Below are 24,654 nucleotides of genomic sequence, written 5' to 3'. Positions count from 1 at the left end.
CCACACGCATCACGATCCCAGCGCGTCAATGGAAAAAGCCAAGAACGCCATCGCCGCGCCCAAAATGCCGGTAAACCAGGCATCGAAGCGCCGGGAGCGGACCGCGAGCACGCCGACTCGCGAGGAATCACACGTCAGGCGCACCACCGTAAGCCACATAAGTGCCCCTCCCAGAAGCATGGTGGCACGCCGCCAGTGCTCAGAAAGCGCATAAATCCCCGACACCACAACCGCCACCACGAACAGTCCAATGGCCACCCACTGCACCGCCGGCGGCAGCGCCGAAGGTTTCAGGTGCGCGTCGTGGGGATTGGACAGGGATACCGGCGGCACAGCTTTCCCGCGGGCCTGGTTGGCTCCACGGTTGCGCACGCGGCTGGGGGCTTGGCCTTCAGCCTGCGCATGGGCTCGCCCCTGAGCCGAGGGCCGGGGAACTCGTCGCGCTTGGCGCTGCGGGGTCGCCTGTGACTGTGCAGGTTGATCCGTCATTCTTGCTACTCACATGCTCAAGTTAGACGTGTGTTTACAGTGAACGTTCTTATAGTGAACGTTATTCAGCGGCGAGCTTTTCGGCGCGCTCGACGATATTGCTGACCAGGAACGCACGGGTCAGCGGACCCACGCCACCCGGGTTCGGGGAGACGTAGCCAGCCTTCTCCCAGACGTCCTCAGCCACATCGCCGGCGAGTTTGCCGTCGACGCGGGATACGCCGACGTCGAGAACCGCAGCGCCTTCCTTGACCATATCGGCGGTGAGCATGTGCGCCTTGCCTGCGGCCGCGATAATGACATCGGCCTCACGGGTTTCTGCGGCGAGGTCCTTGGTGCCGGTATGGCACAGCGTCACCGTGGAGTTCTCGGTGCGGCGGGTGAGCATCAGGCCGATCGGGCGGCCCACGGTCACACCGCGGCCAATGACCACGACCTTCGCGCCATCGAGCTCTACCCCAAAGCGGCGCAGCAGGTGGATGCAGCCATTCGGCGTGCACGGCAGCGGCGCTTCCTCGTTGAGCACCAGCTTGCCCAGGTTGATCGGGTGCAGACCATCGGCATCCTTGGCTGGGTCGATGAGCTCCAGCACGCGGTTTTCATCCAGGTGCTTCGGCAAGGGCAGCTGCACGATGTAGCCGGTGCAGGCGTCATCATTGTTGAGCTCTGAGATGACGCGCTCCAGCTCCTCCTGGGAGACGTCGCCAGGCAGATCCTTGCGAATCGAGTTGATCCCGAGCTTCTCGCAGTCGCGGTGCTTCATCTTCACGTAGGAATGCGAACCCGGATCATCGCCCACCAGGACTGTGGCTAGGCCCGGGGTAATCCCCTTCTCCTTGAGGGCGGCCACGCGCTGGGCTAGGTCCTCGAAAATCTCGTCGCGGTATAGGTTGCCATCTAGTTTGGTAGCGCTCATGCACACCATCCTAGACTGATGCCTATGAGCAGCTTGCACATTGTCTTCGACAACCCCGTGATCCCCACCAACACCGGCAACGCTATCCGCACCGCCGCCGTCACGGGCGCGAGCCTGCACCTCATCGAGCCGCTCGGCTTCAACTTCGAGGACAAGCACCTCAAGCGCGCAGGCTTGGACTACCACGACCTGGCAGACCTCAAGATCCACAAGGATTTCGATGCTTGCATGGACAGCTTGCCCGGCGCGCGCGTTTTCGCTTTCACCACCCACACGGATAAGTGGTTCACCGACGTGGAATACCAAGAAGGCGATGTCCTCCTCTTCGGCACCGAACCCACGGGCCTGCCGGAGAAACACGCCTTCCACCCGCGGGTAACGGAGCGCGTGCGCATCCCAATGATGCCGGCACGACGTTCGATGAATCTCTCCAACGCGGCCTCAACTGCCGTATATGAGGCTTGGCGCCAGCTCGGCTTCCGTGGCGCGGTCTAACAAGTCGCGGCACAATATGGGTGGACTTTCACATCGAAGGAGACACCGTGCCTAGCCTGCGCCCACTGCTTGATTCCCTCATTACCCGCGTCGAAGCTTCGTCTGCCGCCCACGCCGCGCAGATAGCGCGCGTGGATCCCGTCCACCGCCCCGGCGCGGTCAACCTCGTGCGCTATATGGAATTGCGTTCCCAGGACGCCGTCGAACTGCAGGAAGGCCTCACGGCCTTGGGTGCTACGAGCCTGAGCCACCCAGAGCCCGCGGTGCTGGAGCGCCTCCACGCCGCTCGCAATGTGATTGATGCCTTCGACGGCCAGGCGCCGACCTACCCCGTGCAGCCCATCGCCTCGGCGTATGCAGACGCCGACGATATCCTCGACGCCAACACCGAGGCCCTCCTCGGCCCCACCCAGGAGGACACGCACGCGCGCATCATGGTGACCCTGCCCACCGAGGCTGCGGAGGATTATGAGCTGGTCCTCGGTTTCGCCCGCGCGGGCATGGAATTAGCCCGCATCAACTGTGCCCACGAAGACCAGGCGGCGTGGGAGAAGATGGTGGAGCATGTTCACCGCGCCGCTGAAGAGGTGGGGCGCGAGATTCTGATTTCCTGCGATATTGCTGGCTCCAAGGTCCGCACCGGCACCATCGAGCCGGGCCCGCAGGTCATCCGCGTGCGCGGCGAGCGCACCGCAGCAGGCGAACTGCTGAGTCCGGCAACGCTCGTGCTTCACGACGCCCCCTCCACCGCCCGCGCCCACGGGGTGGCGGGGGAGGCGTCGCCAACCGCGGCACGCCCAGCGGTAGCGCTAGAGGTAGAAGGTAAGTGGCTAGCAGGGCTTCAGCCCGGCAGCGAGGTCCGCTTCACCGAAGCGCGCGGGCGCTCGCGTGTGTTCACCGTGGAGAGCGTAGAGGCAGGCGTGGCCGTGCTGCACGGGGAGCGCAACTGCTACCTCGCCGAAGGCACGGTGCTCAACCACGGCGGGGAGATCACCCGGGTGCATGGGGTTCCGCCCCTCGAGCAAAAGATTCGCCTGCACCGCGGCGAGGAATTGGTGCTCAGCACATCCGCAGAGCCGGCGCGCATCGCGGAGGGTGAGGTGACCACTATTGGGTGTACGCTGCCGGAGGTGGTCGGTGCGCTCGAGGTGGGCGACCGGGTGATTTTCGATGACGGCGCCATCTCCGGTCGTGTCCGCGAAGTGCGGGTGAATGGTGCGGCGCGCGAGGCCGTCATCACCGTGGAACATGCCGGGCCTACCGGCACCAACCTGGCGGCATATAAGGGAATCAATGTGCCGGATACTGACGTCCCGCTGCCCAGCCTCACCGAGGAGGACATCGAGGCGCTGCGTTTTGTGGCCACGCACTGCGATATCGCGGCGGTCTCCTTCATCCGCACGCCCTCTGATGTGTCCTTCCTCTACGACACACTCGAGGCGATTGCCGCTGAGCAGGACTCGGAAGAGATGGCACAGCGTGTGCGTGACCTGGGCATCGTGCTCAAGATTGAGACGGTTCCCGCCTATGAGCAGCTGGGAAGCGTGCTGCTGGAGGGCATGCGGCATGCCAAGTTCGGCATCATGATTGCGCGTGGTGACTTGGCTGTGGAGCTGGGATTTGAGCAGATGGTCCAGGTACCGGGGCGCATCATGAAGGTCGCGGAGGCGGCTCATATCCCAGTCATCATGGCCACCCAAGTTCTGGAGACCCTGGCCAAGACCGGGCTTCCCTCCCGCGCGGAAATCACGGACGCTGGCTATGCGCTGCGCGCGGAGTGCGTCATGCTCAACAAAGGCCCGCACATCACGGAGGCCATCCAGATTCTGGACCGCATGTCCCGCAAGCTGGGCCAATCACGACTGAAGAATCGCCAGCGACTACGCCAGGTGAGCAGCTGGTCCACTCCAAACGCTTAATGCGCCGCGTGGTGAGGATCACCTAAGACAAGTCGCCGAAAACTAGACACACCTACCTTTACTAAGGGTAACCTATATCGGTAGTGCTGATCGAGAAAGAGAGCCCACCGTGACGTTGCCTGAATGTCCACGACAAACCGCCGACGCTATCCCCATGGGATGCACCATCACCTTGGGGAAAGAGTGCATTTCCTGCACCTGTGACGCCGCGCTAGCGGTGCGCCTCGGCGAGCTGGGAATCCGCCCCGGCGCCACGTTGACCATGGGCCCGCGCGTCGCCGGCGGCGCGCGGGTGGTGTCGGTGGGCAGCTGCCGCTACGCCATCGACAAGGCAACACTGCAAGCCATCGAGGTCTAAACCATGGCCACCACGAAACCCAGCTGTCACGGCAATCCGGGCGGCGCGGTCGCCCCTGCCGGAGCACCCATCATCGCACTCGTCGGCTCCCCGAATTCCGGCAAGTCCACGCTCTTTAATGCCCTGACCGGTGCGAAGGCGCAGACCGGCAATTGGCCGGGAACTACGGTTGAGGTCAGCCGCGGCGCCTGGAAGCTGGGTGAATCCACCGCCGATCTCATCGACTTCCCCGGCACCTACTCGCTCGACCCGCTCAGCCCCGATGAGGCGCTCACCCGCGCCATGCTCATCGATTGCCCCGCAGATGAGCGCCCCGACGCCGTCGTCGTGGTCGTCGATGCCAGCGCCGTCGCGCGCGGCCTCAACGTCGCCCTCCAGTTGGCGGAGCAGCCCTACCGCCTCATCATCGCGCTGACGAAGACCGACGTGGCGCTCAACCAGGGACAGGTCGTCGACGCCTCTGCGTTGGCCGAGGCCACCTCCATCCCGGTGGTGGAGGTTGATGGGCGTAGGAGGGAGGGCGTCGAGAAGCTGCGCGAGGTTGTAATGGAGTCTTTGGCAACTGAGCCCGTGCAGCTGCGCGAGAATGCTGGTTTGGAGGACCGCTTCGCCGAGCTCGACGCCGCCGCAAAGGCCTCGGTGAGCGAGGTCGAGCACGCCACGCCCCTCTCCCACCGCCTCGATGCGGTAGCCCTTCACCCGGTAGCCGGGCCGTTGCTGTTCTTGGCCGTGATGTGGGCGGTCTTCCAGATCACCACCACCGTGGCCGCTCCCCTGCAGGATGGCTTGGAGGCGCTGGTCTCCGGCCCGTTGAGCGACTGGGCGCGGGCGGGGCTAGAAACCATCGGCTTAGGCCACCCCCTCGTGATGGGCCTGCTTGTCGACGGCCTCATCGGCGGCGTCGGCATGGTCCTCACCTTCGCCCCACTCATGGCGCTAATGTTCTTGTGTTTGGCGGTGTTGGAGGATTCCGGCTATATGGCGCGTGCGGCGGTGGTCACGGATCGCCTTATGCGGGCCATCGGCCTGCCGGGCAAGGCGTTCATCCCCATTGTTGTGGGCTTCGGCTGCAACGTGCCAGCGATTTCGGCCACCCGTGTGCTGGGCAGCCCGCGGCATCGCATCATGACCGCGCTGCTCATCCCGTTTACCTCGTGTTCGGCGCGCTTGGTGGTCTTCGTCATGCTCTCGGCTACGTTCTTCCCGGAGCATGCCGGCAGCGTGGTGTTCATTATGTACGTCATTTCCATCGCGCTGCTCGTGCTGGTGGGGCTAGCCCTGCGCAGGACTCTGTGGCGCGCGGTTCCGGAAGAAGCACTCGTTATTGACCTGCCGACGTATCAGCTACCCACGGTGCGCTTGGCGCTCAGCGTGATGTGGACGCGCCTGAAGGGCTTCTTGCAGACGGCTGGCGGCATCATCGTGAGTACCGTGGTTGTGGTGTGGCTGCTCATGGCCATCCCGGTTGGCGCTGCGGCGCAGGATTCTTCGTGGGGTGAACCACCAGCCCCGGAGGATTCAGCCTATGGCGCGGTCGCGCACGCTATCGCCCCGGCCTTTGCACCGGCCGGCTTCGATTCTTGGTCACTGGCAGGCCCGCTGGTGACAGGTTTCGTGGCCAAGGAGGCGCTGATTTCCACGTGGGCGCAGACTTACGCAGTCGAGGACGTTACCGACGCCTCCGCCGAGGAGCAATCGCACAGCGCGCTCAGCGATCACGTGCGGGCTGACTTCGAGCAGGCTTCCGGCGGTCACCCGCTCGCCGCGGTGTGGGCCTACATGCTCTTCCTGCTGGCCTATACTCCCTGCGTGGCCACGATTGCCGCGCAGCGGCGCGAGATCGGCTGGCGCTGGACGCTCTTCGGCTTCGGCGTCCAGCTGGCCACCGCGTGGGTGCTGGCCGTAGCGGCCTTCCAGGTGTTGAAGGTGTTTATCTAATGCCTGCCTCCCCCATCCAGGCGGTGCAGGAAGCCATCGAGGCCGGCGTTCGCTCGCGCGTGGACCTCGTGGCGAAGACAGGGCTGGAGCCCGGGACGGTCGATGTCATCCTGGATCACCTCACCGCCAGAGGGGTCCTCGATATGGAGCCGCTCGACTCCTGTCCCGCAGGCGGATGCGGGTCCTGTTCGGCCGCCTCGGCGTGTGCCGGCCCTAGCAGCACCCGCGGACCGGTGCTGCTTAAGCTTCGTCGCCGGGCGTAAGTTCCTGCGACCCACGGCTCGCACCGTCGCGAGAGTTGTTACGCGGATTGTTGCGTAGGTCTTGGTGGAGCCCTCTCTGCAGTTTGCCGTTCGGTTCATTGCTCTGCTCCAGCACGGCGTCCAGGGATGGCAAGGGGCGGGAGCGCAGGCGGGCGAGGAGCTCGGAGGCGTCGGCAGGCGTGAGGTCCTGGCCAGCCATCTTGACTGGGCCCGCCACAAGGTCGAAGCGCACGGTGCGCACGCCTGCAAGGTGACCCAGCGGCCCCACCTTGAGAGTGAGCTCCTGGATGTGCGGAGTTCCAATCACCATGACGCGGCGGTTGATGCGGCCGCGGTGCACGATGGTCACGGGAAGCGGGGAATCCACCAGTGTCACCGACTGCTGTTTGCGGTCGATGGGGCTAATCCAGGTAGCCCGGCGCGGGGAGGTATAGGTGGGCTGGGTGTGGCCCTCGGGGCGCGCGTAACCCTCAATCTGCGCGCGGTCCAGATCGGAGATGAGCTCTAAAAGCTCCAGCGCCTGCTCGCGGGTGCCCACCGGCAGGATGCGCGTAGAACCAGATTGCTTGCCGCTGCCCTTCGCGCCGTAGCCGGCCACCGACACATTCACTTCGTACCAGCCCAAACGCCGCCACAGGAAAGGCTGGCTCACCCGCACGCCGTGGATGCGGCTGATGCGGATAGTTTGGCGGCGGCGGTCAGCAAGGCCGTAGGAGACGTTGAGGGCGTTGGTGGGGGCGTCGTGAAGCGCGGTGAATTTCCAGGAAGAATCCACCAAACCCCACACACTTCCCACGTAACCCACGATGATGGGCAACAGCGCGGTCCACATGCCCGGAATGAAGAGCAAACCGCCAATAACGAGCGCGCTAATCAGCGTGGGCAGACGCAGCGCCTCGGCAGCAATCGTGCGCAGAATGGGAATTTCCGGGATCAGGGCGGTGGCTTCCTCCGCTTCTGGTGCTGGCTCACTGGTAGGACCTTTATTCGTGCGCCGCAGCAACTCCGCGCGTAATTCTTCCGCCTTCGCCTTGGACAAGTACTCAATTTTGATGACGGAAGAGGTGCCACCCGCGGTCTCCACGCGCACTGCTGCCAGCCCCAACAGGCGCGCGATGACGGATTCCACAACGTCTACCGCTTGAATGCGCTCGTAGCGCGCAGAGCGGAAAGACGTAGAGATGACCCCATGGCGCAGAGCGATTTCATCCTCGGTGAGCTTGTAGCCCAGCTTGCGCCACCAGATTCCTGACATCAGCCAAATCACCGCGCACACGAGCACGAAGCCGCCGGCACCCAGCAGAGTGCCGCGGCCGACCTCGCCCAGATGTCCGCCCTGCAGGTAAGACAGCACATCAGAAATCATGGAGGCGTTGATATTCACCGCAAAAATGGCGAGCAGCGCCAGAATCAGCGACCAGAAGCGCAGCAGCGGGGTGAGGCGGTGGACGCGGGTGTAGCCGTCGGCGTCGACAAGCGCGCGATCCTTCACAGCCCGCTCATCCTCTCGCGGGCCTTGACGGCGAGACGCTCGCGCAGGGCGTCGGCGTCTGCGGCAAGGAGGCCGGGAATGGTGGCGTCGCTGCTGGGCGACGCCGTGTGCAGCTGCACCTTCTTCAGCCCCATCGCGCGCTCGATGGGGCCGGCGGTGACGTCGACGAATTGGATGCGGCCATAGGGCACGACGGTGAAGGTGTGCCAGATTTTGCCGCGCGTGACCAGAAGTTCGTCGGCGGTTTCCTGCCAGCCTAAGTTCCTGACTTGGGCGGGGATGAGCCAGAGTTCATAGAGCGCCCACACGATGAGCGCGCCGGCGACCCAATAGAGCCAATCCCACCAGAAATACGCCGCCCCGGCCGCCAGGGCAGCAAGAATGACGTCCCAACTCAAACGCGAAATGTAGCGGGCTTTAGTGAGTGACGGGGATACGGAATTCATGCCGCAACTTTAACACGAACCCTTGACAAGTCGTTGGGTTTATACAACACTGTGGTGCATGTCCCCAAAGAAAAAGCCAACCCGCCCACTATTTAACCGGGTCCGCGTGCTCCGCGTTGAACGGGACATGACGCGTGCACAGCTTGCCGACGCCATCGGGGTCAACCCCCAAACCATTGGCGCCCTCGAGCGCGGTGACCACTCCCCCAGCCTGGATCTTGCTTTCAACATCTGCGAGGTCTTCGACTTACCCGTGGAAGCCGTGTTCTCCCGGACCGAATTCACTCCTATGTCCTCCGAAATCTACCGAAAGGGATAAGCCACACATGTCCGCCTCTATTCCCGATTCCGTCAAGGCCCGCAAGCGCTACACCACCCTGGCTGAGCTCTCCACCCTCCTCATCTGCCTTCCCTTCCCCTGCAGTTCTGGGACCTGTTCACCTCACTGATGGTGGCCGCCCTCGGAACGCTACTAACCGCACTGCTGACCGCCCGCCTCCGCAGAACGATTGGCGCCGCTGACCTTCCCACGACGGAACTCGATGAGTACCAAATGCAGCAGCACGTCGAAGCGCGTGACGACGGCCTCAAGTTCTCCCTCGCCGCACTTGTCATTCTGCTGCTGCTCACCGGCATCATTAGTTGGGGTGCGCGAACCATGCCCATCATGGATGGCGTGTTCGTATCCCTGCTCTACTTCAAGCTCATCCTGCTCTTGCTGGTGTGGCTACCCTTCTCCGTGGCGCGTTCCCTCGCTGGAAAGATGAACCGCGACGAGCTCATCTCCAAGGAGTAAACCGCTTAGCGGAAATCCCGCGAGCCGCGCGAGAGCGCCTCGCCAAAGGCCAGCGGCTCTAGCTGGTCCGCGGCAACGGTGACCGCACCGGAAGCATTCTGCACGATACCGCGCACGATGAGCGCGGGTGCCGTCCGAGCCGTCACCTTATCCCGGGCCCACAGGCCGGGCGAGACCATGACGTTCATCAACCCGGTCTCATCCTCCAAACCAAAGAAGACCACACCGCCTGCAGTCTGCGGGCGCTGGCGGTGCGTGACCACCCCGGCGATGCGCACGCGGGTGCCATCCTCCACGGCCGGTAGATCCGCCGCCGACAGAATTCCACGGGCCTGCAATTGCCCGCGGATCTGCTCCATCGGCTGCTGGTTGTGGGTCACGCCGGTGCTTGCCACGTCCGCCGCCATGAGCTCAAAGGCACTCATCCCCGGCAAAGACGGCGCCTCGATAGCAGACAGACCCGGCAGCATCCCCGCCCGTTCTGTTGCGGCCACGCCCGCCTGCCACAGTGCTTGGCGGCGGTCCACCCCAAAGACATCCAAGGCCCCCGCCACCGCGAGGGCCTCCACGTGATCGACGGTGAGATCGGCGCGGCGGGAGAGATCGGGGACGTCGGCAAACGGCGCGGCCACCTCAATGCGGTCAGCGGCTTTATTACCCAAGCCTTTGATGAGGTTAAGGCCCAGGCGAATGCGTACCTCACCGTCCGTGCCCACCACCACGCGCGCTTCGCGACCCGACTCGTTGACGCTGACCGGCAGCACCTCCACGCCGTGGCGGCGCGCATCCTGAATGAGGGACTGCGGCGAGTAGAAACCCATTGGCTGCGCGCGCAACAGGCCCACACAAAACTGCGCCGGATAATAGCGCTTAAACCACGCCGAAAAGTACACCAAGGAGGCAAAAGACTGCGAGTGAGACTCCGGGAAGCCATAGGCGGCGAAGGCCACGATCTTGGCCCACAGCTTGTCCGCGATTTCCCCGGTAATCCCGTTGGTTTCCTCCAAGCCCTCATAGAAGCGCTGCTTGAGCGCTGCCATCTTGGCCGGCGAGCGTTTCGAGCCCATCGCGCGCCGCAGGTCATCCGCCTCCGCGCCGCTGAACCCGGCAGCATCGACTGCAATCTGCATGAGCTGCTCCTGAAAGAGCGGAATTCCCAGTGTCTTGCCCAGGGACTTCTCTAGCACCGGATGGTCATAGGTGACCGGCTCCTTACCATCGCGGCGGCGCAGATAAGGGTGCACCGAACCACCCTGGATGGGGCCCGGCCGGATGAGCGCGACCTCCACTACAAGGTCGAAGAAGACCCGCGGCTTGAGCCTCGGCAGCGTGCTCAGCTGCGCTCGCGATTCCACCTGGAACACGCCCACCGCATCCGCGCGGCAGAGCATGTCATAGACTTCCACGTCAGCCAGATCCAACTCCCACAGGTTGACCACCCGGCCAGTACTCTCCTCCACCAAGTCCATCATGTGATGCAGGGCTTCCAGCATGCCCAGGCCCAGCAGGTCGAACTTCACCAGCCCAGCTGCGGCGCAATCATCCTTATCCCACTGCAGAACCGAGCGATTTTCCATGCGCGCCCACTCCACGGGCACGACATCCGCAATCGGCCGGTCGCACAACACCATGCCGCCGGAGTGAATACCCAGGTGGCGCGGCTGGCCCAGGAACTGCTCAGCCAAGGTTTCAACATCCGAAGGTGCGGGCGCAATTCCCTTCGACCACGCATCGGCCGAGCCCTGCGGGTAGCCCAACGCCCGGGCGGCATCCCGCAACGCACCTTTGCGGCGGTACGTAATCACGTTCGCCACCTGCGCCGCCCTCTCGCGGCCGTGCTTGGCATAGACGTACTGGATAACCTCCTCGCGCCGGCCCGATTCAATATCAATGTCGATATCCGGCGGGCCATCACGGTCCGGGGAGAGGAAGCGCTCAAAAAGTAGGCCCGCGGAAATCGGCTCCGCATTCGTAATCCCCAGCGCGAAGCACACCGCCGAATTCGCCGCCGACCCGCGTCCCTGACACAGGATGTTTTCCCGTTTACAAAAGTCCACCAGATCGCACACGATGAGGAAGTAGCCGGGAAATCCCAGCTGCTTGACCACACCCAGCTCATAGCGCATCTGCTCCCACGCCCTGCGCCGAATCTCCTCAGGGCGCGTGGCATAGCGAACTGCCGCGCGCTCGAAGGTGAGGTGCTCCAGCCAGGACATCTCGGTATGCCCTTCCGGCACGTCGAAGTCAGGCAGGTTCGGGGCCAGCGCCTCCCAGGTAAAACTGCATTCTTCGAGGACGCGAACGGTTTCCGCAATCAGCTCGGGGCGCTCAGGCAGCAGGCACGCCATCTGTTCCCCGGAGCGCAGCCAGGACGAGCCCATGGGGTGGGAGTTGGGGGAGGCGTCGGCAAGCGCGAGGCGTCTGGACAGGGCTTGTTTGGCCTCGGCCAAGCGCGCGCGATCCCGCGTGGCGGCAGCCGGGTGGGCAGTAGCGATGGCGCGTGGAACCGGCAAGGAGTCCAGCAGTAGGTGGTGGTCCGCGTCCTCTGGGAGCTGGGTACATGCGTACTCCAAAACCATGCTGTCTATTTTTATTCCATCGACCAGATGATCGAAATGTTCCGACCACTCCCAGCCCACCAGGAAGAGGCACTCATCCTGCAGCAGCGCACCAATCTCCGGCAGTGAAGGATAGGACACGACCCCCTTCTCCCCCGCCCCCATGTGGGCGCGGGCAATGAGCCGGGATAGACGCCGGTACCCCTCCGGTGTGCGCGCCAGGACAGTCAGCGGGGCCGGGTCGAGACTAAGCTCCGCACCAAAGACCGCGGGCAGACCCACCTTGGCGGCAGCCTCCGCAAACTTCATAAGGCCATAGAATCCATCCCGATCTACCAGCGCAATCCCCCGCAAGCCCAGCTCGACGGCGCGCGCCACAAGTCCCTCCGGCTCGGAGGCGCCATGCAGAAAGCTATAGGAACTTACCGCGTGCAGCTCCGCGAAAGGCACGGAAGAATGCCCTACTTTCGGCGCGTCCGTGGCCTGCGGCAGATGATCTACCGAGATCGGGACGGGGCCCGGGCGACCAGAGAGGATCCTCTCCACCCGGGACCACGGCAGCGCCTTGCCCCCATTAAACCTCATAGCCTCACACAGTAGATTCGAACACAGGTTCCCGTCAAGGTTGTCGTTGAACAATTCCCTGAATAGACAAAGCGGTTCAATCGTTGCTAGTTTTTCCTGCAGTGCAAACTCCTGCGGTGACACGACTTGCCGCACAAACCAAGAAGGGACACTAGAACCCACCATGAGCATCCGTCGCGTACTTGCCGCCACCTCGGCAGCCGTCATCGCTGCAACCGGCCTGGTTGCTTGCTCCTCCGATTCCTCGGACTCCGCTGAGTCCAAGGAATCCGGCGAGGCCATTACCAAGGACTCCACCATCACCATCGGCACCACTGACGCCAACATGGAAGAGTGGGCCGTATTCCAGGACCTGGCCAAAGAAGCCGGTTTCGACGTCAAGTTGGAGAACTTCGCCGACTACAACACCCCGAACCAGGCTCTGGACCAGGGCAAGCTGACGACGAACAAGTTCCAGCACCTGAAGTTCCTGGCTGAGTACAACAAGGGCAACGGCACCGACCTCGTGCCGCTGGCCGCCACCGAGATCTACCCGCTGGCCATCTACTGGAAGGACCACAAGGACCTCGCTGACATCGAGGGCCAGGAAGTCGCCATTCCGAACGACTCCACCAACCAGGGCCGCGCCATCGGCCTGCTGGTTCAGGAAGGCCTGGTCACTCTCAAGGAAGGTAGCCCGCTGACCCCCACCCCGCTGGACATCGATGAAAAGAAGTCCAAGGTCAAGGTCACCCCGGTGGATGCCGCCCAGACCCCGGCCGCGTATGGCGAGGGCAAGCCGGCTGTCATCAACAACTCCTTCCTCGAGCGCGCTGGCATTGACCCGCAGTCTGCCGTCGCTCAGGATGACCCGGACTCCACCGAGGCTGAGCCTTACATCAACGTCTGGGCCGTGCGCGCCGACGACGCCGATAACGAAACCCTCCACGAACTGGCTGAGCTGTGGAAGGACCAGAAGGTCACCGACGCCGTTCTGAAGTCCTCCGGCGACACCGCCGTGGCCGTCGACCGCTCCCAGGAGGAGCTCCAGGAGATCCTGGACCGCCTCGAAGAGCAGGTCTAAACAAACCCACCACCGACTAGTAAAGGACGAATCATGCGCATCCGCCGTCTCGTAGCAGCCGCCGCTAGCCTGCTTGCTGCTACCAGCTTGGTCGCCTGCTCGTCTGCAAGCTCCGATTTCGCCGCCGGCACCGCCGAAGATCCCATCATCGTCGGCACCACCGACGCCGAACTTCCGGAGTGGGGCGTGCTCAAGGAACTCGCTGCCGAGGAAGGCATCGAAATCGAGATGAAGAGCTTCACCGACTACGCCACCCCCAACCAGTCCCTGGCAGAGGGCAGCACGGATACCAACAAGTTTCAGCACTTAAAGTTCCTCGCTGAGTACAACGTGGGCAACGGCACGAACCTCGTTCCGGTGGCCTCCACGCAGGTCTACCCCATGCCGCTGTTCTGGAAGGGCCGCGCCATCAACCTGCTGGCCGCCAACGGTTTGCTGGTGCTCAAGGAAGAGGGCAAGCTCACCCCGGACCCCGCCGACATCGACGAGGCCGCATCCAAGGTGAGTGTCACCCCGGTCGATGCTTCCCAGACCCCGTCCGCCTTCGGCGAAGGCAAGCCCGCCATCATCACCAACTCCTTCTTCAAGCGTGCGGGTATCAACCCGGCCGACGCCGTGCTTTACGACGACCCGGAAAACCCCAACGCCGACCCGAAGATCCTGTTCGACCCCTACGTCAACGTGTGGGCTGTGCAGGAAAAGGACAAGGACAACGAGAAGGTCAAGAAGCTGGCCGAGCTCTACCTCTCCGACGAGGTGAAGGCCGCAGTGCAAGACACCACGGGTGGAACCACTATCTTTGTGGATAAACCGCAGGCAGAGCTTCAGGAGATTCTGGAGCGGCTGGAAGAAGAAGCCTCCTCTAGCTAAGCACATCTCCCCCCTCCCCCGCGCTCACGCTTAGTTGCGTGACCCGGGGGATTTTGCCCGTTACTCCCTCCTCACTCATCACACGGACACGTACAAAGGAAAACCACGTGACTGAACACCAAGGCGCCCACCGGGGCACCCGGATTGAATTCCGCAATATCACCAAAGTCTTTAAAAACAAGAAAACCACCACGAAAGCGCTTGATGATGTCTCTTTGACCGTCGAGCCCGGTGAGATCATCGGCATCATCGGCTTCTCCGGTGCCGGCAAGTCCACGCTGGTGCGCATGATCAACGGACTGGATAAGCCAACCTCGGGGCAGCTGCTTCTCGACGGCACCGATGTCGTCCCCCTGCCCGAATCCAAGTTGCGGGGCATTCGCCGCAACATCGGCATGATCTTCCAGCAGTTCAACCTCATGTCCTCGCGCACCGCGGCGGGCAATATTGAGTACCCGCTGAAGCTGCAGGGCGTCGACAAGCAGGAGCGTCAACAGCGCGTCCAGGAGCTGCTAGAATTCGTCGGCCTGGCGGACAAGGGCGATAACTACCCAGAGCAGCTCTCCGGTGGCCAGAAGCAGCGCGTCGGCATCGCCCGTGCCCTGGCTAATAACCCTTCCCTGCTGCTGGCGGATGAAGCCACCTCGGCGCTCGACCCCACCACCACCCACGAGGTGCTCGACCTGCTGCGCAAGGTCAACCGCGACCTCGGCATCACCATCGTGGTCATCACCCACGAGATGGACGTCGTGCGCTCCATCGCCGACAAGGTAGCCGTCATGGAAAACGGCCACGTCATCGAGGCCGGCAGCGTCTATGAGGTCTTTTCCAATCCGCAGACCAAGGTGGCGGAGAAGTTCGTGGCCACCTCGCTGCGCAATACCCCGGACGTCGTTGAGGCCGATGACCTGCTGGCCCACGAGGGCCGCCTGTTCACCATCAACCTGACGGAAAAGTCGGGCTTCTTCGACGCCGCCGGCAAGCTCGCGGACAAGGACGTGTCTATTGCCGTGGTCCACGGTGGCATCACCACCTTGCAGAAGCACTCCTTTGGCAAGATCACCGTGCGACTCAACGGGCCGGAAGCGGCCATTGAAGATTTCTACGCACACATGCAACGCACCACCGATATTGAGGAGATCCAACGATGAACGTCACCTACCTCGCGCAGGCCAATTGGGATCGACTGGGCGGCACGCTTGTCGACGCCATCAAGGACACCCTCATCATGGTCGCCACCACCCTGGTGGTCGCCGGCATCATCGGTCTCGTGCTGGGCATCCTGCTCTACACCACGCGCCCAGGTGGCATCCTGCAGAACAAGCCTATCCACTTCGTCATCAATATCCTGGTGAACTTTATTCGCCCGATTCCGTTCATTATCTTGCTGGCCTTTGTGCAGCCGCTGACGGTGGCGGTGCTGGGCAGCTCCATCGGCCGCGAACCGGCCACGTTCGTCATGGTTATCGCGGCTACCTTCGCGGTGGCGCGCATCGTCGAGCAGAACCTCGTGGCGCTGGATCCGGGCGTGATTGAAGCAGCCCGCGCGATGGGTGCTTCGCCGTGGAAGATCATCACCACGGTCATCATTCCGGAGGCACTCGGCCCGCTGGTGCTGGGCTACACCTTCCTGTTCATCGGCATCGTCGACATGTCCGCGATGGCGGGCTACGTCGGCGGCGGTGGCTTGGGTGACTTCGCCATTGTCTACGGCTACCGCGCCTTCGAGTGGGAGGTCACCGTGGTGGCCACCCTCATCATCATTGTGCTGGTGCAGGCAGCTCAGTTCTTCGGCAACTGGCTCTCGGCCAAGATTATGCGCCGCTAGCCGCGCCTGCGCATGGCTCGGCGCGGTTTAGGGTGTCACGCCCGTACTCTAAGCGCCGCGTTCATATCTTATGCGCCGCGTCCTTATCCTACGTGCCACGTCGCGCGACGCGGCACGCGGCAAAGTAGGAAGAGGTCTTCGGCTCGTCTCCACAGGAAGAGACGACGCCGGAGGCCTCTTTTTCTTCGAGCTCTACGTCCCATGCGCGGCCGTCGCGGTGGCGCACAACGACGCTATTCTTCGCGGCGGGGGTTTCCGCCGCGTCGACGGTGAGGTCGCCGTAGTGGAGGGACTCGGAGGCGTCGAGAAGCTGGCGTGCTACTGCAAGCTCCGCTACCTGGCCTTGGGGAGTGTGAAGACCGGAACCACGGTTGGCGGGGTAGAAATACTCGCCGTGCAGAGCCTTGCCCACGAGCTCGCGGCCAGCGTCCACGTTGAGGCGGCCGAAAGAATATCCCCACGGCATCAGGAGCACCGACGGTGCGAAACGGTGCCCCTTGGTGTGGGAGGTTTCCCACACGGTCTCCTCAAATTCGCACGCCAGGGAAGCAGCAAGCGGGCGGCCCTTGATAGCGCAGCAGGCATCGCGCTTGGCGTGGGTACACACGAGCACCAGCGGCAGGCACGTGCCAGTGGGATGCTCCAGATCCAGATCGAGGATGTCCTCCGGGCCGTTGAGGACGTAATCCTGTACCAACCCCTCGCGTGCCCACACGACGAAACAGCGGAAGTGACCCGTCCCCCGCTCATGCCCGGCACGCCCAGGGCGGCGAATGAGTTGCAGGCCCGCCACGCCTTTGAGCTTGGCCTTGAGCTTCGCAGTCAAGCCGGGGCCAAAGGTACGCCCGTCAAGCACGTCACGAGACCACGCCGTGGGCCACTCAAAGAGGACGTACACAGATTCTTGTTTTGCGGTACCGGCCAGGGGCTCGACCTGGACGTCGGAGCAGAAGGTCATGACGCCATCTTAACTGGCATCACTTTCTTCACAACAATGTGGTTACGATGCTTAGCTCGATGCATATAATTCCCCGTAGTGCCACTACGCTCGAAGTCATGCCGAAACATAACCTCTTGCGCACAGCCGCCCCAGTGGCCGCACTCGTTGTCTCGGGTGCACTCGCGCTTCAGGGATGCGCTCCGTCTTCCGCTCCGGACGGCAGCTCCGACGGCCCCACGAAGACTCTCGACGCCACCCTGTCCGGCGCCTCCACCTCCACGGCTACCGTTACTCCCACTGCCCCCTCCCCCGCCGCACCGGCTGGGCTGACCCCGCTGGGCGACGCCAACATGGAGATGAAAACCCTCCGTCCACCAGCTCCCTCGGAACTGGTGGTGACCGATGTCCGCGTGGGCAAGCATGAAGGTTTTGACCGCGTGGTCTTCGAGTTTGTCGGAGACGGTTCACCGGGCTGGTTCATCGATTACACCGATTCCCCCGCCCAGCAGGGATCCGGCAACCCGATTGCTTACAACGGTTCCACCGCGCTCGACGTCAGCATCGACGGCACCGCCTACCCTTTCCAACTTGATATGGAAGACCCGAATATCGGTACCGTGAAGGGTGCCGGCGGGCTGGTGACCCAGGTGGTCAGCAGCGGCACCTTCGAGGCCCGCTCGCAGTTTGTCATCGGGCTTGATGGGCGCCACCCATACTCGGTTCAGGTGCTCAAGGCACCGACGCGCCTGGTTATCGACATCCTGAACTAAACAGTTCAGGCATAGGTTGCCTCCACCGACCAGCGTCCGCCTGCCCACACGAGGAGCCAGGCGCGCTGGCCTTTCTCGTTTTCCCCGACGACTTGCAGGCGCGCGCAGCGCTGCGCCGCACCTGCTTCCCACCACTCAGAGTCCACGGGCCACGGGCCAGCCCAACCGGTCACCCGGTAGCGGTGGCGCCCCCACCCCAGGCCCGCCGGCTCCCCGGAGAGGAGGGCCTCGGCGGTGACGATGATGTCTTTCGATGAGGCGTCGATAAGCCGGATCCGCGCGGCCGGGTGCGCCAGGCTTGCCGGGAGCGGCGCGGGGATGCGCCCGGGCCAGGTGCCCTCCGGCTGCGGGTCACGCTGTTCGCCGTAGGGGACGTACTCGATGCGCTCGGCCACCCCACGCCCGCCCGCCGGGCGGGGCTGCAGCACGCGATCTACCCCCAGCTGGGATTGCACCCGCGCGATGACGCGCTTGGCCTGCTCCGCGGATTCGCCCGCGCCCCACAGGAGCCCATCCCCCGGCGGGGTAACCTCCACCGGCTCCAACGCCAGCTTGACGATGCCCCCTCCCTCACCCGGCGCACTACCCGCCCGCGCAGCACTCAGCCAACCATCGAGCTGCCAGCGCACGCGGTCCGCTGTAGCGGCCTCGCTGAGCGCTTCCTGGGTACGCCAAATCCGCTCCAGGCGCTCGCCACCCTCGAACTCCGCGGCAACGCACAGGCGCAGGCACACCACGCCGGCCTCATCGAGCAGCACGTGCAGGCGCGCCGCGAGCTGACGCGCAGCGAAAGCCGCAGCATCCACGCGCTCCAAGGGTTCTTCGAAGCCCTGCTCCACGCCTAAGTCGGGGCGCGCAAGCTCCGGCGCCACGCGCCTATCCGGTGCCGCCGCGGCCACCGCGTGGCATCGCCGTCCAGCCTCGCCGAAACGGGTGGTAACTTGGCGCAGCGGCAGGCTCGCCAGCTCCCCTAACGTGCGCACGCCCAGCTGCCCCAAGGCATGCACCACGTCCGCCGAACACCCCAGCGCCACCTCCGCGGCCAATACTCCCACCGGCTGCTGAGCCAGAAAGTCGCGCGAGCCGCCTGCCGGAACTACCGCGCCCAGGTTGTGGTGGCGCGCGGCAATCAGCGCGGTGGCGATCTCATCAGCGACGCCGACGGTGGCGTCGAGGTGGGATCTGGCGGTGGCGTCGACAAGCATCTCCACTGCTTTCTCCTCGCTGCCGTGGAAACGCCCGGCCGCGCCCGCATCCACGATGACCAGGCCCGGACGCAGCACCTCCACCGAGGAGGCCACCGCGTCCAGCCCCGCGGCAATCTCCGCGAAGACCACGCCGTCTCGGTCCGGGTTGGCCTCCTCCACGCGCAGCTCCGGTAGGAGAGCTTGGGCCTGGCGCACGCGCATTCCGCGGCGCACCCCCGCCCGGCGCGCCGCCGCGTTGCACACCGCCACGCGGTGCTGGGCAGCGATAGCGCATGCTGCCCTGTCTGCGTCCTGCAGCGCCTGGATAGGCCAATCCGGGAACCACAGCGCCGCGACCCTCACACGACCTCCAGGCGCGGGCGAGTGTCCGGCCGCTGCCCACATGTGAGCACTCCACGCCGCGAGCGCATGCTTGCCGACGCCACCCGCACCCCTATATCAACCCCCCGAATCCGCCCGCTGCCCCGGCCCACGCCATGCACAGCGATAACTTCCGCGCCTATCTCCACGGCTGTGCCCGGCAGCCGGGTTCCCACGGTAAGCAGGGCCGCCTGCCCAGCCCGCACTTTTGCCAGCACGGGGCGCGCCCGCGTGGGGCTCAGCGCGCCTGTGCCTTTGTGCACGACTAGATCCAGCCCCTCGCACAGCACGCCGGTCACCGCCCAGGGCTCTACGCCTGGATCGGGCACCGTGATAACCCGGGAGACATCACCCTCCTCGGCCACTTGTGCGAGTAGGAGATCGGGCCAACCCACCACCCCGACGTGTCCGCCTGCCGCGCTAACATGGGATATCAGCTCCACCACGAGCGCAGCACATTCCGCACAGGCGGTTGCCTGCTTGCGGGGCAGACCACCACCCGGGAGCAGCTCAGATAGCTTTTCAGGGACTCCGAGGAGCTCCGCCTCCGGCTGCACCTGCGCAGAATCACCCGGGGTTTCCAGGCGTTGAATCTGGGCGCGCAGAACCGCAATCTGGTCAGCCCGGGAGCCACCCGCCAAACGAACACCTGTTTGATTCATGGCTCCTATTATGAACCTCTTCCCGGACGCGCGCAATTGCGCTGGTAGCGTTAGGCGCCATGAATCCCCTCCGCGCGCACACCACCCCTATCCCCACTCCGCCGCGGGTACGCCTCGGTGCCTCGCTGTTAGCTGGCGCCGCTGTAGCAGTGGGGGCGAGCCGCATCCACTTCGGCCTCGCGCTAGGACTCAGCCTGCTCTTCCTCATCGCCGCCTGCGCGCTCGTATTCCTGCACCCCTACCGTGCTAATCTGCGCGATTATGCCCAGCGCCACAACGTCACCATGCTGCCCAACGCCGCACAGCTCATCCCGCTTATGGCGCTGTGGCTGATGGTCATGTTCTCCCCGCTCCTCGCGCTTCCTGCCTGGGGCAGCGCGCTGGTGTGGGCGCTCGTTTCAGGCGCGGCCTTCCTGCTCTTCCCCCACGTTGACGGCTCCCGCAAGCTCGCCTACGCGCCCCCTGCCTAACCCCGCCGGACTAACTGCGTGAGCGGCGACCACCTCCACCGGCCCCCGATCCTGGTTTGTGCGGGGCTGTCTGCGCCAGCGCCTTTGCCAACCCGCCTCGGCCGGGCGTCTAAGCCAGGTCGCGCGAGGTGGCCCAGCGCGTGAGCTGATGGCGGTTGGACTGCTGCGTCTTGCGCAAAATATTGGAGGCGTGCGTTTCCACCGTCTTCACCGAAATGAACAGCTGCTTGCCAATCTCGCGGTACGTATAGCCGCGCGCAAGCAGCCGCAAGACCTCCAGCTCACGCCGCGTGAGCGCATCCACCGCTGGGTCTTGCCCCTCCTCCGGCTCCGGGGCGGGCGAACCGGAGGCAAAAGCATCAAGGACAAAACCCGCCAGGCGCGGCGAGAAATACGCATCCCCGCTGTGCACCTGCACCACCGCCTCGGCCAGGTCCGGGCCGGAAATATTCTTCGTCACATACCCGCGCGCGCCCGCCCGGATCAGCGCAATCACATCCTCCGCCGCATCCGACACGCTCAGCGCCAAAAACACCGGACGCGACGGCTGATGTGCCGTCCCATTAATAACGGCGAGGCCGCCGCCGTCGGGCATGTGGACATCGAGAAGCACCACGTCCGGCGAGGTTCGCGCAATGCCCTCCAGCGCCTCCGCGACAGTGCCAGCATCACCCACGATCTCAATCTCCGGGGCCACCGCCAGCTCTGCGCGCACACCCGCGCGGAAGACGGAGTGATCATCAACCAAAAAGACCTTCACCATGCTCATAACGCTACCTCCAGCTCCACCTCGGTGCCCTCCCCCGGGGTCGAAGAAATCCGCACGCACCCACCTGATCCCTCTACGCGCGCGCGAATACTGTCACGAATCCCGTGCCTATCAGCGGGAATATCCTCCACATCGAAACCCACCCCGCGATCGCGCACAAAGATACTCAGCTCGCCCGCCAACAACTCCGCGTAGACATCCACCACGTCCACGCTTGCGTGCTTGCCGGCATTCACCATGGCCTCGCGCGCTGCCTGGATAAGCAGCTTCGCGGATTCCGTTAGCTCCGCGTCTTCGCCCACCGTCACCGCGGATACCCGCATATCAAAGAGATCCTCCACTTCCCCGCACGCCGCTTCGAGGGCACCAAAGCAGGTGGTGGGGGCCGCAGAGGGGGCGTCGAAAAGCCAGGCGCGCAGCTCCCTTTCCTGGGCACGCGCCAAACGCGTCACCTCACGCGAATCCCCCGCCCTCTTCTGAATCAGCGCCAGCGTCTGCAGCACCGAATCGTGCAGGCGGGCGGCAATCTCGGCGCGCTCCTCCGAAACCGCCTTCGCCGCCTGCTCCTGCGACAGCGAACGCCAGAGCTTCAGCACCAGCGGCACCACCAGCGCACCAAAGCCCACCAGCGTCAGTGCCGTGGCCAGGATCGCCGAACCCGATCCGCTCTCCCACGTCACCGCCGCCACCACGACGCCACCGATGACCAGAACGGCACCCGCCGCCACGGCAACCAGGCCCACCGGCGTGTTCAGGCCGCGGTCATAGGCCAACCACGCCAACACCGCGCCGATGGCCACCACCGCCAACGGCACCGCCGCGCTTAACGACGCCCCCGAAACCCCCAACACGCCCACCGCGCTACCCGCCAGCGCCAAGAGCACCAGCACGAGGGAGAGGGGGCTGCGGCGGGTGGAGGGGGCGTCGTCAAGCGCGGGCGTGAAAATCCACAGACCGGCATAGGCCATCGCCCCCACCCCGCCCAGCAAGGTCAACGCGGTCAAAGCGATGCGCACGGAGAGCGCCGAGACCCCAAGATTCTGCGCCAATCCCGCCGCCACGCCGGCGACCACGCGGCCAGACTGGGGGCGCGACATCACGGGATAAGGCGCCGCGTTTTCTGCGGGCACATAGGGCGAAGTCATACTAGCCATAGTCCCACGCCCCACCCTCGGGCACATCAGGGACAACCCTGAGGCCGAAAAATCAGGGCGATTACCGATACCGCCACGCGGCCCCACGCGGCACCATAAAAGTATGACGAAGAACAGCACGCTCAACCAGATGTGGACGACCCGCCCCGTCCGCCTTCCCAAGAAACAGGGCGGCGACGCGCAGATCGCTGGTGTCTGCGAAGGCATCGCGGTGCGCTATCAGCTCGACCCCACGATCGTGCGCGTAGCCTTCGTGGTCGCGTCACTCGCCTTCGGCGGTGGCATCGCCGCCTACCTCGCCGCGTGGGCGCTCATGCCGCGCTTTGGCTCGCCCTACTGCCCGCTCGATGCGGCCTTGGGCAAGGATGGTGTCAAGGAGGAACAAGAGCTCGGCTGGATTCTGATTGTCGGTGTTCTTCTTACTTTTAGCTCCGGCCCACTGTTCCTCAGCGGACAATTCCTCGCCGGACTTCCGCCCGCTGTGTTGACCTTCGGACTGTTGGCGCTGGCGTGGTACGCCCTTCACCAACGCGAACCGCTACCGCCCAGCGGGCTATTGGCCGCCGAGCAGCCGGTGCGCGAGGAACCTGTCAACCTCAACCCTTATACCCCGGCAGACGGCCACCCCTTCCCGCCAGGGCGTAGGACTCCGCCGTCTTGGGATCCACTCGGCGTGGTGCCCGATGCCTGGGACCTGCCGGAGCCGGGCCCGCGGGAGGAACCGACAAAGAAGCGCGGTTCGCAGTGGGTCGAGGGCGCGATTGCCCTCGGCGCTGTGGGAGCGGCCCTGACGATTGCCTTCCTTGGAGTCACCTTCGTCGCCGAGGCCGACGAGGAGTCCGGTTTCAGCTTCCGCTTTAACGCCGGTGAACAGCACTTTGCCCCCACCCATGAAGAGGAGCTTAAGGAATACTACGACCTGGGCATCGGCGAATCGACGGTAGACTTCAGCCAGCTCCACGGCCTGAAAGACGAGCACGATGTCACCGTCGACGCCGGCATCGGCGCCGTCGAGGTCATCCTCCCGAAGGACATCCCTGTCTCGCTGACCTGCGATGACGGCCTGGGTGAGAGTAACTGCACCGAACGTCAGGACCCTGATGCACTGTTGAAGATTCACATCGACGCAGGTATCGGCGAGCTTACCGTCACCGGCTAAACTGGCCCACCATGATTCACTTCGGCAACGACTACCACCGCTCCGCTCACCCCCGCGTCCTTGATGCCATCGCGGGGGCAGGCGGGGCTTATGCCGGCTACGGCACCGACGAGCTTTGCAACACGGCCGCTGCGCGCATCCGCGCTGCCTGCCAGGCACCGAACGCCGAGGTGCATTTCATGGTCGGTGGCACGCAGGCCAACGCCACCATCATCGCCCACCGGCTGCGCCCCTGGGAAGGTGTTATTGCGGCGGATAGCGGGCACATCGCCACCCATGAGACGGGTGCTATCGAGCACACCGGGCACAAGGTCATCACGCTGCCAAACCAGCTGGGAAAGATCACCGCCGCACAGGTCCGCGCGTGCATGGATGAGTACCGCGCCTCCGGGGTGGAAGAGCACATGCCGGAGCCGGCGCTGGTCTATATCACCCAACCCACTGAGTTTGGCACCGCCTACTCCCGCGCCGAACTCGTGGCCCTGCGCGCGGTCTGCGATGAGTACGGGTTGGGCCTGTTTGTCGACGGCGCCCGCCTCGGCTACGGTCTGTCCGCTTCAGATATCACCCTGCCGGACCTGGCCGCGCTTGTCGACGTCTTCACCATCGGCGGCACCAAATGCGGCGCCCTCTTCGGCGAAGCCATCGTCTTCCCCGCGGGTGCGCCGCGCTTTCGCAATGCCATGAAACAAAACGGTGGCCTGCTGGCTAAGGGCTGGTTGCTCGGCGCGCAATTCGCTGCCCTCTTCAGCGCCCCACCTAATGCCCCCACCGACGCGTTAACTGGAGCAAACGCAACCTGCACTCGCGCTCAAGCAGCCACCCCGGGCAATGAGGTAAACAGCGCGGCAGCAACCACCCTCTACGAACAGATCTGCGCCCGCGCCAACGCCCAGGCCCAGCGCATCGCCGAGGCATTCCGCGCCGCAGGCATCAACATGCTCTTTGACTCCCCCACCAATCAGCAGTTCGCTCTGCTAACCCGCGAGCAGGAAGACAAACTCTCGCAGGACTTCGTGTGCCAGTTCTTCGAAGAACACGAAGGCCTGCGGGTGGTGCGTTTTTGTACGGCGTGGTCGACGGAAGAGGGGGACGTCGATAAGCTCTGCGCTGCGATTTCTGCGCTCAAGTAGCGTGGTTCCCCGG

General features: G+C 64.4%; 25 protein-coding genes. 15 read left to right on the top strand and 10 right to left on the bottom strand.

All coding sequences use genetic code 11. The features are described 5' to 3' along the window. Nucleotides 1–9: 9 nt before the first annotated feature. Nucleotides 10–333: a DUF3017 domain-containing protein gene (locus CAURIM_RS02605; protein ID WP_070446599.1), complete on the bottom strand. Its 324-nt coding sequence runs from the start codon at nt 331–333 to the stop codon at nt 10–12. 217 nt (nt 334–550) lie between these two features. Beyond that, nucleotides 551–1,405 (bottom strand): bifunctional methylenetetrahydrofolate dehydrogenase/methenyltetrahydrofolate cyclohydrolase, encoded by an 855-nt coding sequence (locus CAURIM_RS02600; RefSeq protein WP_070446440.1) that lies wholly within the window; start codon nt 1,403–1,405, stop codon nt 551–553. 24 nt (nt 1,406–1,429) lie between these two features. Between CAURIM_RS02600 and CAURIM_RS02595 the strand changes: the two genes are divergently transcribed. The 4 genes from CAURIM_RS02595 (at nt 1,430) to feoB (ending at nt 6,115) form a co-directional block, all read left to right on the top strand. Then, on the top strand, nt 1,430–1,900 hold the full coding sequence (locus CAURIM_RS02595) for a tRNA (cytidine(34)-2'-O)-methyltransferase (protein ID WP_201828664.1): 471 nt from the start codon (nt 1,430–1,432) through the stop codon (nt 1,898–1,900). 47 nt (nt 1,901–1,947) lie between these two features. Then, the gene (locus tag CAURIM_RS02590) at nt 1,948–3,819 is read left to right on the top strand and encodes a pyruvate kinase (RefSeq protein WP_201828665.1); all 1,872 of its coding nucleotides are present in this window, start codon (nt 1,948–1,950) and stop codon (nt 3,817–3,819) included. A 109-nt stretch (nt 3,820–3,928) separates the two neighbouring features. Then, on the top strand, nt 3,929–4,177 hold the full coding sequence (locus tag CAURIM_RS02585; protein WP_070644399.1) for a FeoA family protein: 249 nt from the start codon (nt 3,929–3,931) through the stop codon (nt 4,175–4,177). A gap of 3 nt (nt 4,178–4,180) precedes the next feature. Beyond that, nucleotides 4,181–6,115, top strand: a complete 1,935-nt coding sequence (gene feoB, locus CAURIM_RS02580) for a ferrous iron transport protein B (RefSeq protein WP_070718475.1) — start codon at nt 4,181–4,183, stop codon at nt 6,113–6,115. A gap of 240 nt (nt 6,116–6,355) precedes the next feature. On the opposite strand, the gene CAURIM_RS02575 is transcribed toward feoB, so the two are convergent. Together CAURIM_RS02575 and CAURIM_RS02570 are read right to left on the bottom strand one after the other, a co-directional pair. Beyond that, nucleotides 6,356–7,870: a PH domain-containing protein gene (locus tag CAURIM_RS02575; RefSeq protein ID WP_236659324.1), complete on the bottom strand. Its 1,515-nt coding sequence runs from the start codon at nt 7,868–7,870 to the stop codon at nt 6,356–6,358. Next, nucleotides 7,867–8,316, bottom strand: a complete 450-nt coding sequence (locus CAURIM_RS02570) for a PH domain-containing protein (protein WP_070446450.1) — start codon at nt 8,314–8,316, stop codon at nt 7,867–7,869. The genes CAURIM_RS02575 and CAURIM_RS02570 overlap by 4 nt, the downstream gene beginning before the upstream one ends. Before the next feature lie 58 nt (nt 8,317–8,374). Here CAURIM_RS02570 and CAURIM_RS02565 point away from each other — a divergent pair, with 58 nt between their 5' ends. From CAURIM_RS02565 to CAURIM_RS02555, 3 genes are read left to right on the top strand one after another with little or no spacing between them, the layout of a single operon-like run. Further along, nucleotides 8,375–8,635: a helix-turn-helix transcriptional regulator gene (locus CAURIM_RS02565; protein WP_070446452.1), complete on the top strand. Its 261-nt coding sequence runs from the start codon at nt 8,375–8,377 to the stop codon at nt 8,633–8,635. Between the two features lie 7 nt (nt 8,636–8,642). Next, nucleotides 8,643–8,765, top strand: a complete 123-nt coding sequence (locus CAURIM_RS02560; protein WP_256364858.1) for a hypothetical protein — start codon at nt 8,643–8,645, stop codon at nt 8,763–8,765. Further along, nucleotides 8,765–9,112 (top strand): hypothetical protein, encoded by a 348-nt coding sequence (locus CAURIM_RS02555; RefSeq protein ID WP_236659325.1) that lies wholly within the window; start codon nt 8,765–8,767, stop codon nt 9,110–9,112. The genes CAURIM_RS02560 and CAURIM_RS02555 overlap by 1 nt, the downstream gene beginning before the upstream one ends. A gap of 5 nt (nt 9,113–9,117) precedes the next feature. Here the strand turns inward: CAURIM_RS02555 and CAURIM_RS02550 are convergent, their stop codons facing one another. Continuing rightward, nucleotides 9,118–12,255 carry an error-prone DNA polymerase gene (locus CAURIM_RS02550; RefSeq protein ID WP_201828666.1) on the bottom strand — a complete coding sequence of 1,046 codons (3,138 nt, stop codon included), beginning with the start codon at nt 12,253–12,255 and terminating at the stop codon, nt 9,118–9,120. Between the two features lie 163 nt (nt 12,256–12,418). Between CAURIM_RS02550 and CAURIM_RS02545 the strand changes: the two genes are divergently transcribed. The 4 genes from CAURIM_RS02545 (at nt 12,419) to CAURIM_RS02530 (ending at nt 16,016) form a co-directional block, all read left to right on the top strand. Further along, entirely contained in the window at nt 12,419–13,318 is a 900-nt protein-coding gene (locus CAURIM_RS02545; RefSeq protein ID WP_070446457.1) for a MetQ/NlpA family ABC transporter substrate-binding protein, read from the top strand. Nucleotides 13,319–13,351: 33 nt separating this feature from the next. Then, on the top strand, nt 13,352–14,188 hold the full coding sequence (locus CAURIM_RS02540; protein ID WP_201828667.1) for a MetQ/NlpA family ABC transporter substrate-binding protein: 837 nt from the start codon (nt 13,352–13,354) through the stop codon (nt 14,186–14,188). Between the two features lie 107 nt (nt 14,189–14,295). Continuing rightward, entirely contained in the window at nt 14,296–15,339 is a 1,044-nt protein-coding gene (locus tag CAURIM_RS02535; protein WP_070718482.1) for a methionine ABC transporter ATP-binding protein, read from the top strand. Beyond that, nucleotides 15,336–16,016 carry a methionine ABC transporter permease gene (locus CAURIM_RS02530; protein ID WP_070446463.1) on the top strand — a complete coding sequence of 227 codons (681 nt, stop codon included), beginning with the start codon at nt 15,336–15,338 and terminating at the stop codon, nt 16,014–16,016. Before CAURIM_RS02535 ends, CAURIM_RS02530 begins: the two co-directional genes overlap by 4 nt. Nucleotides 16,017–16,104: 88 nt before the next feature. On the opposite strand, the gene CAURIM_RS02525 is transcribed toward CAURIM_RS02530, so the two are convergent. Then, nucleotides 16,105–16,974, bottom strand: a complete 870-nt coding sequence (locus CAURIM_RS02525; protein WP_070446465.1) for a sucrase ferredoxin — start codon at nt 16,972–16,974, stop codon at nt 16,105–16,107. Between the two features lie 98 nt (nt 16,975–17,072). Between CAURIM_RS02525 and CAURIM_RS02520 the strand changes: the two genes are divergently transcribed. Continuing rightward, a complete protein-coding gene (locus CAURIM_RS02520; RefSeq protein ID WP_070446467.1) occupies nt 17,073–17,726 on the top strand; it encodes an AMIN-like domain-containing (lipo)protein in 654 nt (217 codons plus the stop codon). Nucleotides 17,727–17,731: 5 nt separating this feature from the next. On the opposite strand, the gene CAURIM_RS02515 is transcribed toward CAURIM_RS02520, so the two are convergent. Together CAURIM_RS02515 and imuA' are read right to left on the bottom strand one after the other, a co-directional pair. Continuing rightward, nucleotides 17,732–19,276, bottom strand: coding sequence for a DNA polymerase Y family protein (locus CAURIM_RS02515; protein WP_201828668.1), 1,545 nt, complete (start codon nt 19,274–19,276; stop codon nt 17,732–17,734). Then, on the bottom strand, nt 19,273–19,956 hold the full coding sequence (gene imuA' / locus CAURIM_RS02510) for a DnaE2-dependent mutagenesis accessory factor ImuA' (protein WP_236659326.1): 684 nt from the start codon (nt 19,954–19,956) through the stop codon (nt 19,273–19,275). Before imuA' ends, CAURIM_RS02515 begins: the two co-directional genes overlap by 4 nt. Before the next feature lie 59 nt (nt 19,957–20,015). Here imuA' and CAURIM_RS02505 point away from each other — a divergent pair, with 59 nt between their 5' ends. Then, entirely contained in the window at nt 20,016–20,426 is a 411-nt protein-coding gene (locus CAURIM_RS02505; RefSeq protein WP_201828669.1) for a hypothetical protein, read from the top strand. Nucleotides 20,427–20,535: 109 nt separating this feature from the next. On the opposite strand, the gene CAURIM_RS02500 is transcribed toward CAURIM_RS02505, so the two are convergent. Together CAURIM_RS02500 and CAURIM_RS02495 are read right to left on the bottom strand one after the other, a co-directional pair. After that, entirely contained in the window at nt 20,536–21,189 is a 654-nt protein-coding gene (locus tag CAURIM_RS02500) for a response regulator (protein ID WP_070446475.1), read from the bottom strand. A gap of 2 nt (nt 21,190–21,191) precedes the next feature. Next, complete coding sequence (locus CAURIM_RS02495) at nt 21,192–22,340, bottom strand: ATP-binding protein (RefSeq protein WP_201829449.1); 1,149 nt, start codon at nt 22,338–22,340, stop codon at nt 21,192–21,194. 112 nt (nt 22,341–22,452) lie between these two features. Between CAURIM_RS02495 and CAURIM_RS02490 the strand changes: the two genes are divergently transcribed. Beyond that, nucleotides 22,453–23,508: a PspC domain-containing protein gene (locus CAURIM_RS02490; RefSeq protein WP_201828670.1), complete on the top strand. Its 1,056-nt coding sequence runs from the start codon at nt 22,453–22,455 to the stop codon at nt 23,506–23,508. Between the two features lie 11 nt (nt 23,509–23,519). After that, a complete protein-coding gene (locus CAURIM_RS02485) occupies nt 23,520–24,641 on the top strand; it encodes a threonine aldolase family protein (protein WP_201828671.1) in 1,122 nt (373 codons plus the stop codon). Nucleotides 24,642–24,654: the final 13 nt, after the last annotated feature.

The sequence above is a fragment of the Corynebacterium aurimucosum genome, from assembly GCF_030408555.1.
Lineage (GTDB): Bacteria > Actinomycetota > Actinomycetes > Mycobacteriales > Mycobacteriaceae > Corynebacterium > Corynebacterium aurimucosum.
Note: the sequence above shows the minus strand (reverse complement) of the source record. Positions and strands in the feature narration are given on the sequence as shown.

Bases quoted from the DNA above. Each gene is read 5' to 3' on its own strand.
- CAURIM_RS02540 (WP_201828667.1), top strand. From the start codon at position 13,352: ATGCGCATCCGCCGTCTCGTAGCAGCCGCCGCTAGCCTGCTTGCTGCT.
- imuA' (WP_236659326.1), bottom strand. From the start codon at position 19,956: ATGAATCAAACAGGTGTTCGTTTGGCGGGTGGCTCCCGGGCTGACCAG.
- CAURIM_RS02500 (WP_070446475.1), bottom strand. From the start codon at position 21,189: ATGGTGAAGGTCTTTTTGGTTGATGATCACTCCGTCTTCCGCGCGGGT.
- CAURIM_RS02485 (WP_201828671.1), top strand. From the start codon at position 23,520: ATGATTCACTTCGGCAACGACTACCACCGCTCCGCTCACCCCCGCGTC.
- CAURIM_RS02595 (WP_201828664.1), top strand. From the start codon at position 1,430: ATGAGCAGCTTGCACATTGTCTTCGACAACCCCGTGATCCCCACCAAC.
- CAURIM_RS02570 (WP_070446450.1), bottom strand. From the start codon at position 8,316: ATGAATTCCGTATCCCCGTCACTCACTAAAGCCCGCTACATTTCGCGT.
- CAURIM_RS02495 (WP_201829449.1), bottom strand. From the start codon at position 22,340: ATGACTTCGCCCTATGTGCCCGCAGAAAACGCGGCGCCTTATCCCGTG.
- CAURIM_RS02530 (WP_070446463.1), top strand. From the start codon at position 15,336: ATGAACGTCACCTACCTCGCGCAGGCCAATTGGGATCGACTGGGCGGC.
- CAURIM_RS02545 (WP_070446457.1), top strand. From the start codon at position 12,419: ATGAGCATCCGTCGCGTACTTGCCGCCACCTCGGCAGCCGTCATCGCT.
- CAURIM_RS02600 (WP_070446440.1), bottom strand. From the start codon at position 1,405: ATGAGCGCTACCAAACTAGATGGCAACCTATACCGCGACGAGATTTTC.
- feoB (WP_070718475.1), top strand. From the start codon at position 4,181: ATGGCCACCACGAAACCCAGCTGTCACGGCAATCCGGGCGGCGCGGTC.
- CAURIM_RS02490 (WP_201828670.1), top strand. From the start codon at position 22,453: ATGACGAAGAACAGCACGCTCAACCAGATGTGGACGACCCGCCCCGTC.
- CAURIM_RS02560 (WP_256364858.1), top strand. From the start codon at position 8,643: ATGTCCGCCTCTATTCCCGATTCCGTCAAGGCCCGCAAGCGCTACACC.
- CAURIM_RS02520 (WP_070446467.1), top strand. From the start codon at position 17,073: ATGCCGAAACATAACCTCTTGCGCACAGCCGCCCCAGTGGCCGCACTC.
- CAURIM_RS02505 (WP_201828669.1), top strand. From the start codon at position 20,016: ATGAATCCCCTCCGCGCGCACACCACCCCTATCCCCACTCCGCCGCGG.
- CAURIM_RS02550 (WP_201828666.1), bottom strand. From the start codon at position 12,255: ATGAGGTTTAATGGGGGCAAGGCGCTGCCGTGGTCCCGGGTGGAGAGG.
- CAURIM_RS02525 (WP_070446465.1), bottom strand. From the start codon at position 16,974: ATGACCTTCTGCTCCGACGTCCAGGTCGAGCCCCTGGCCGGTACCGCA.
- CAURIM_RS02565 (WP_070446452.1), top strand. From the start codon at position 8,375: ATGTCCCCAAAGAAAAAGCCAACCCGCCCACTATTTAACCGGGTCCGC.
- CAURIM_RS02555 (WP_236659325.1), top strand. From the start codon at position 8,765: ATGGTGGCCGCCCTCGGAACGCTACTAACCGCACTGCTGACCGCCCGC.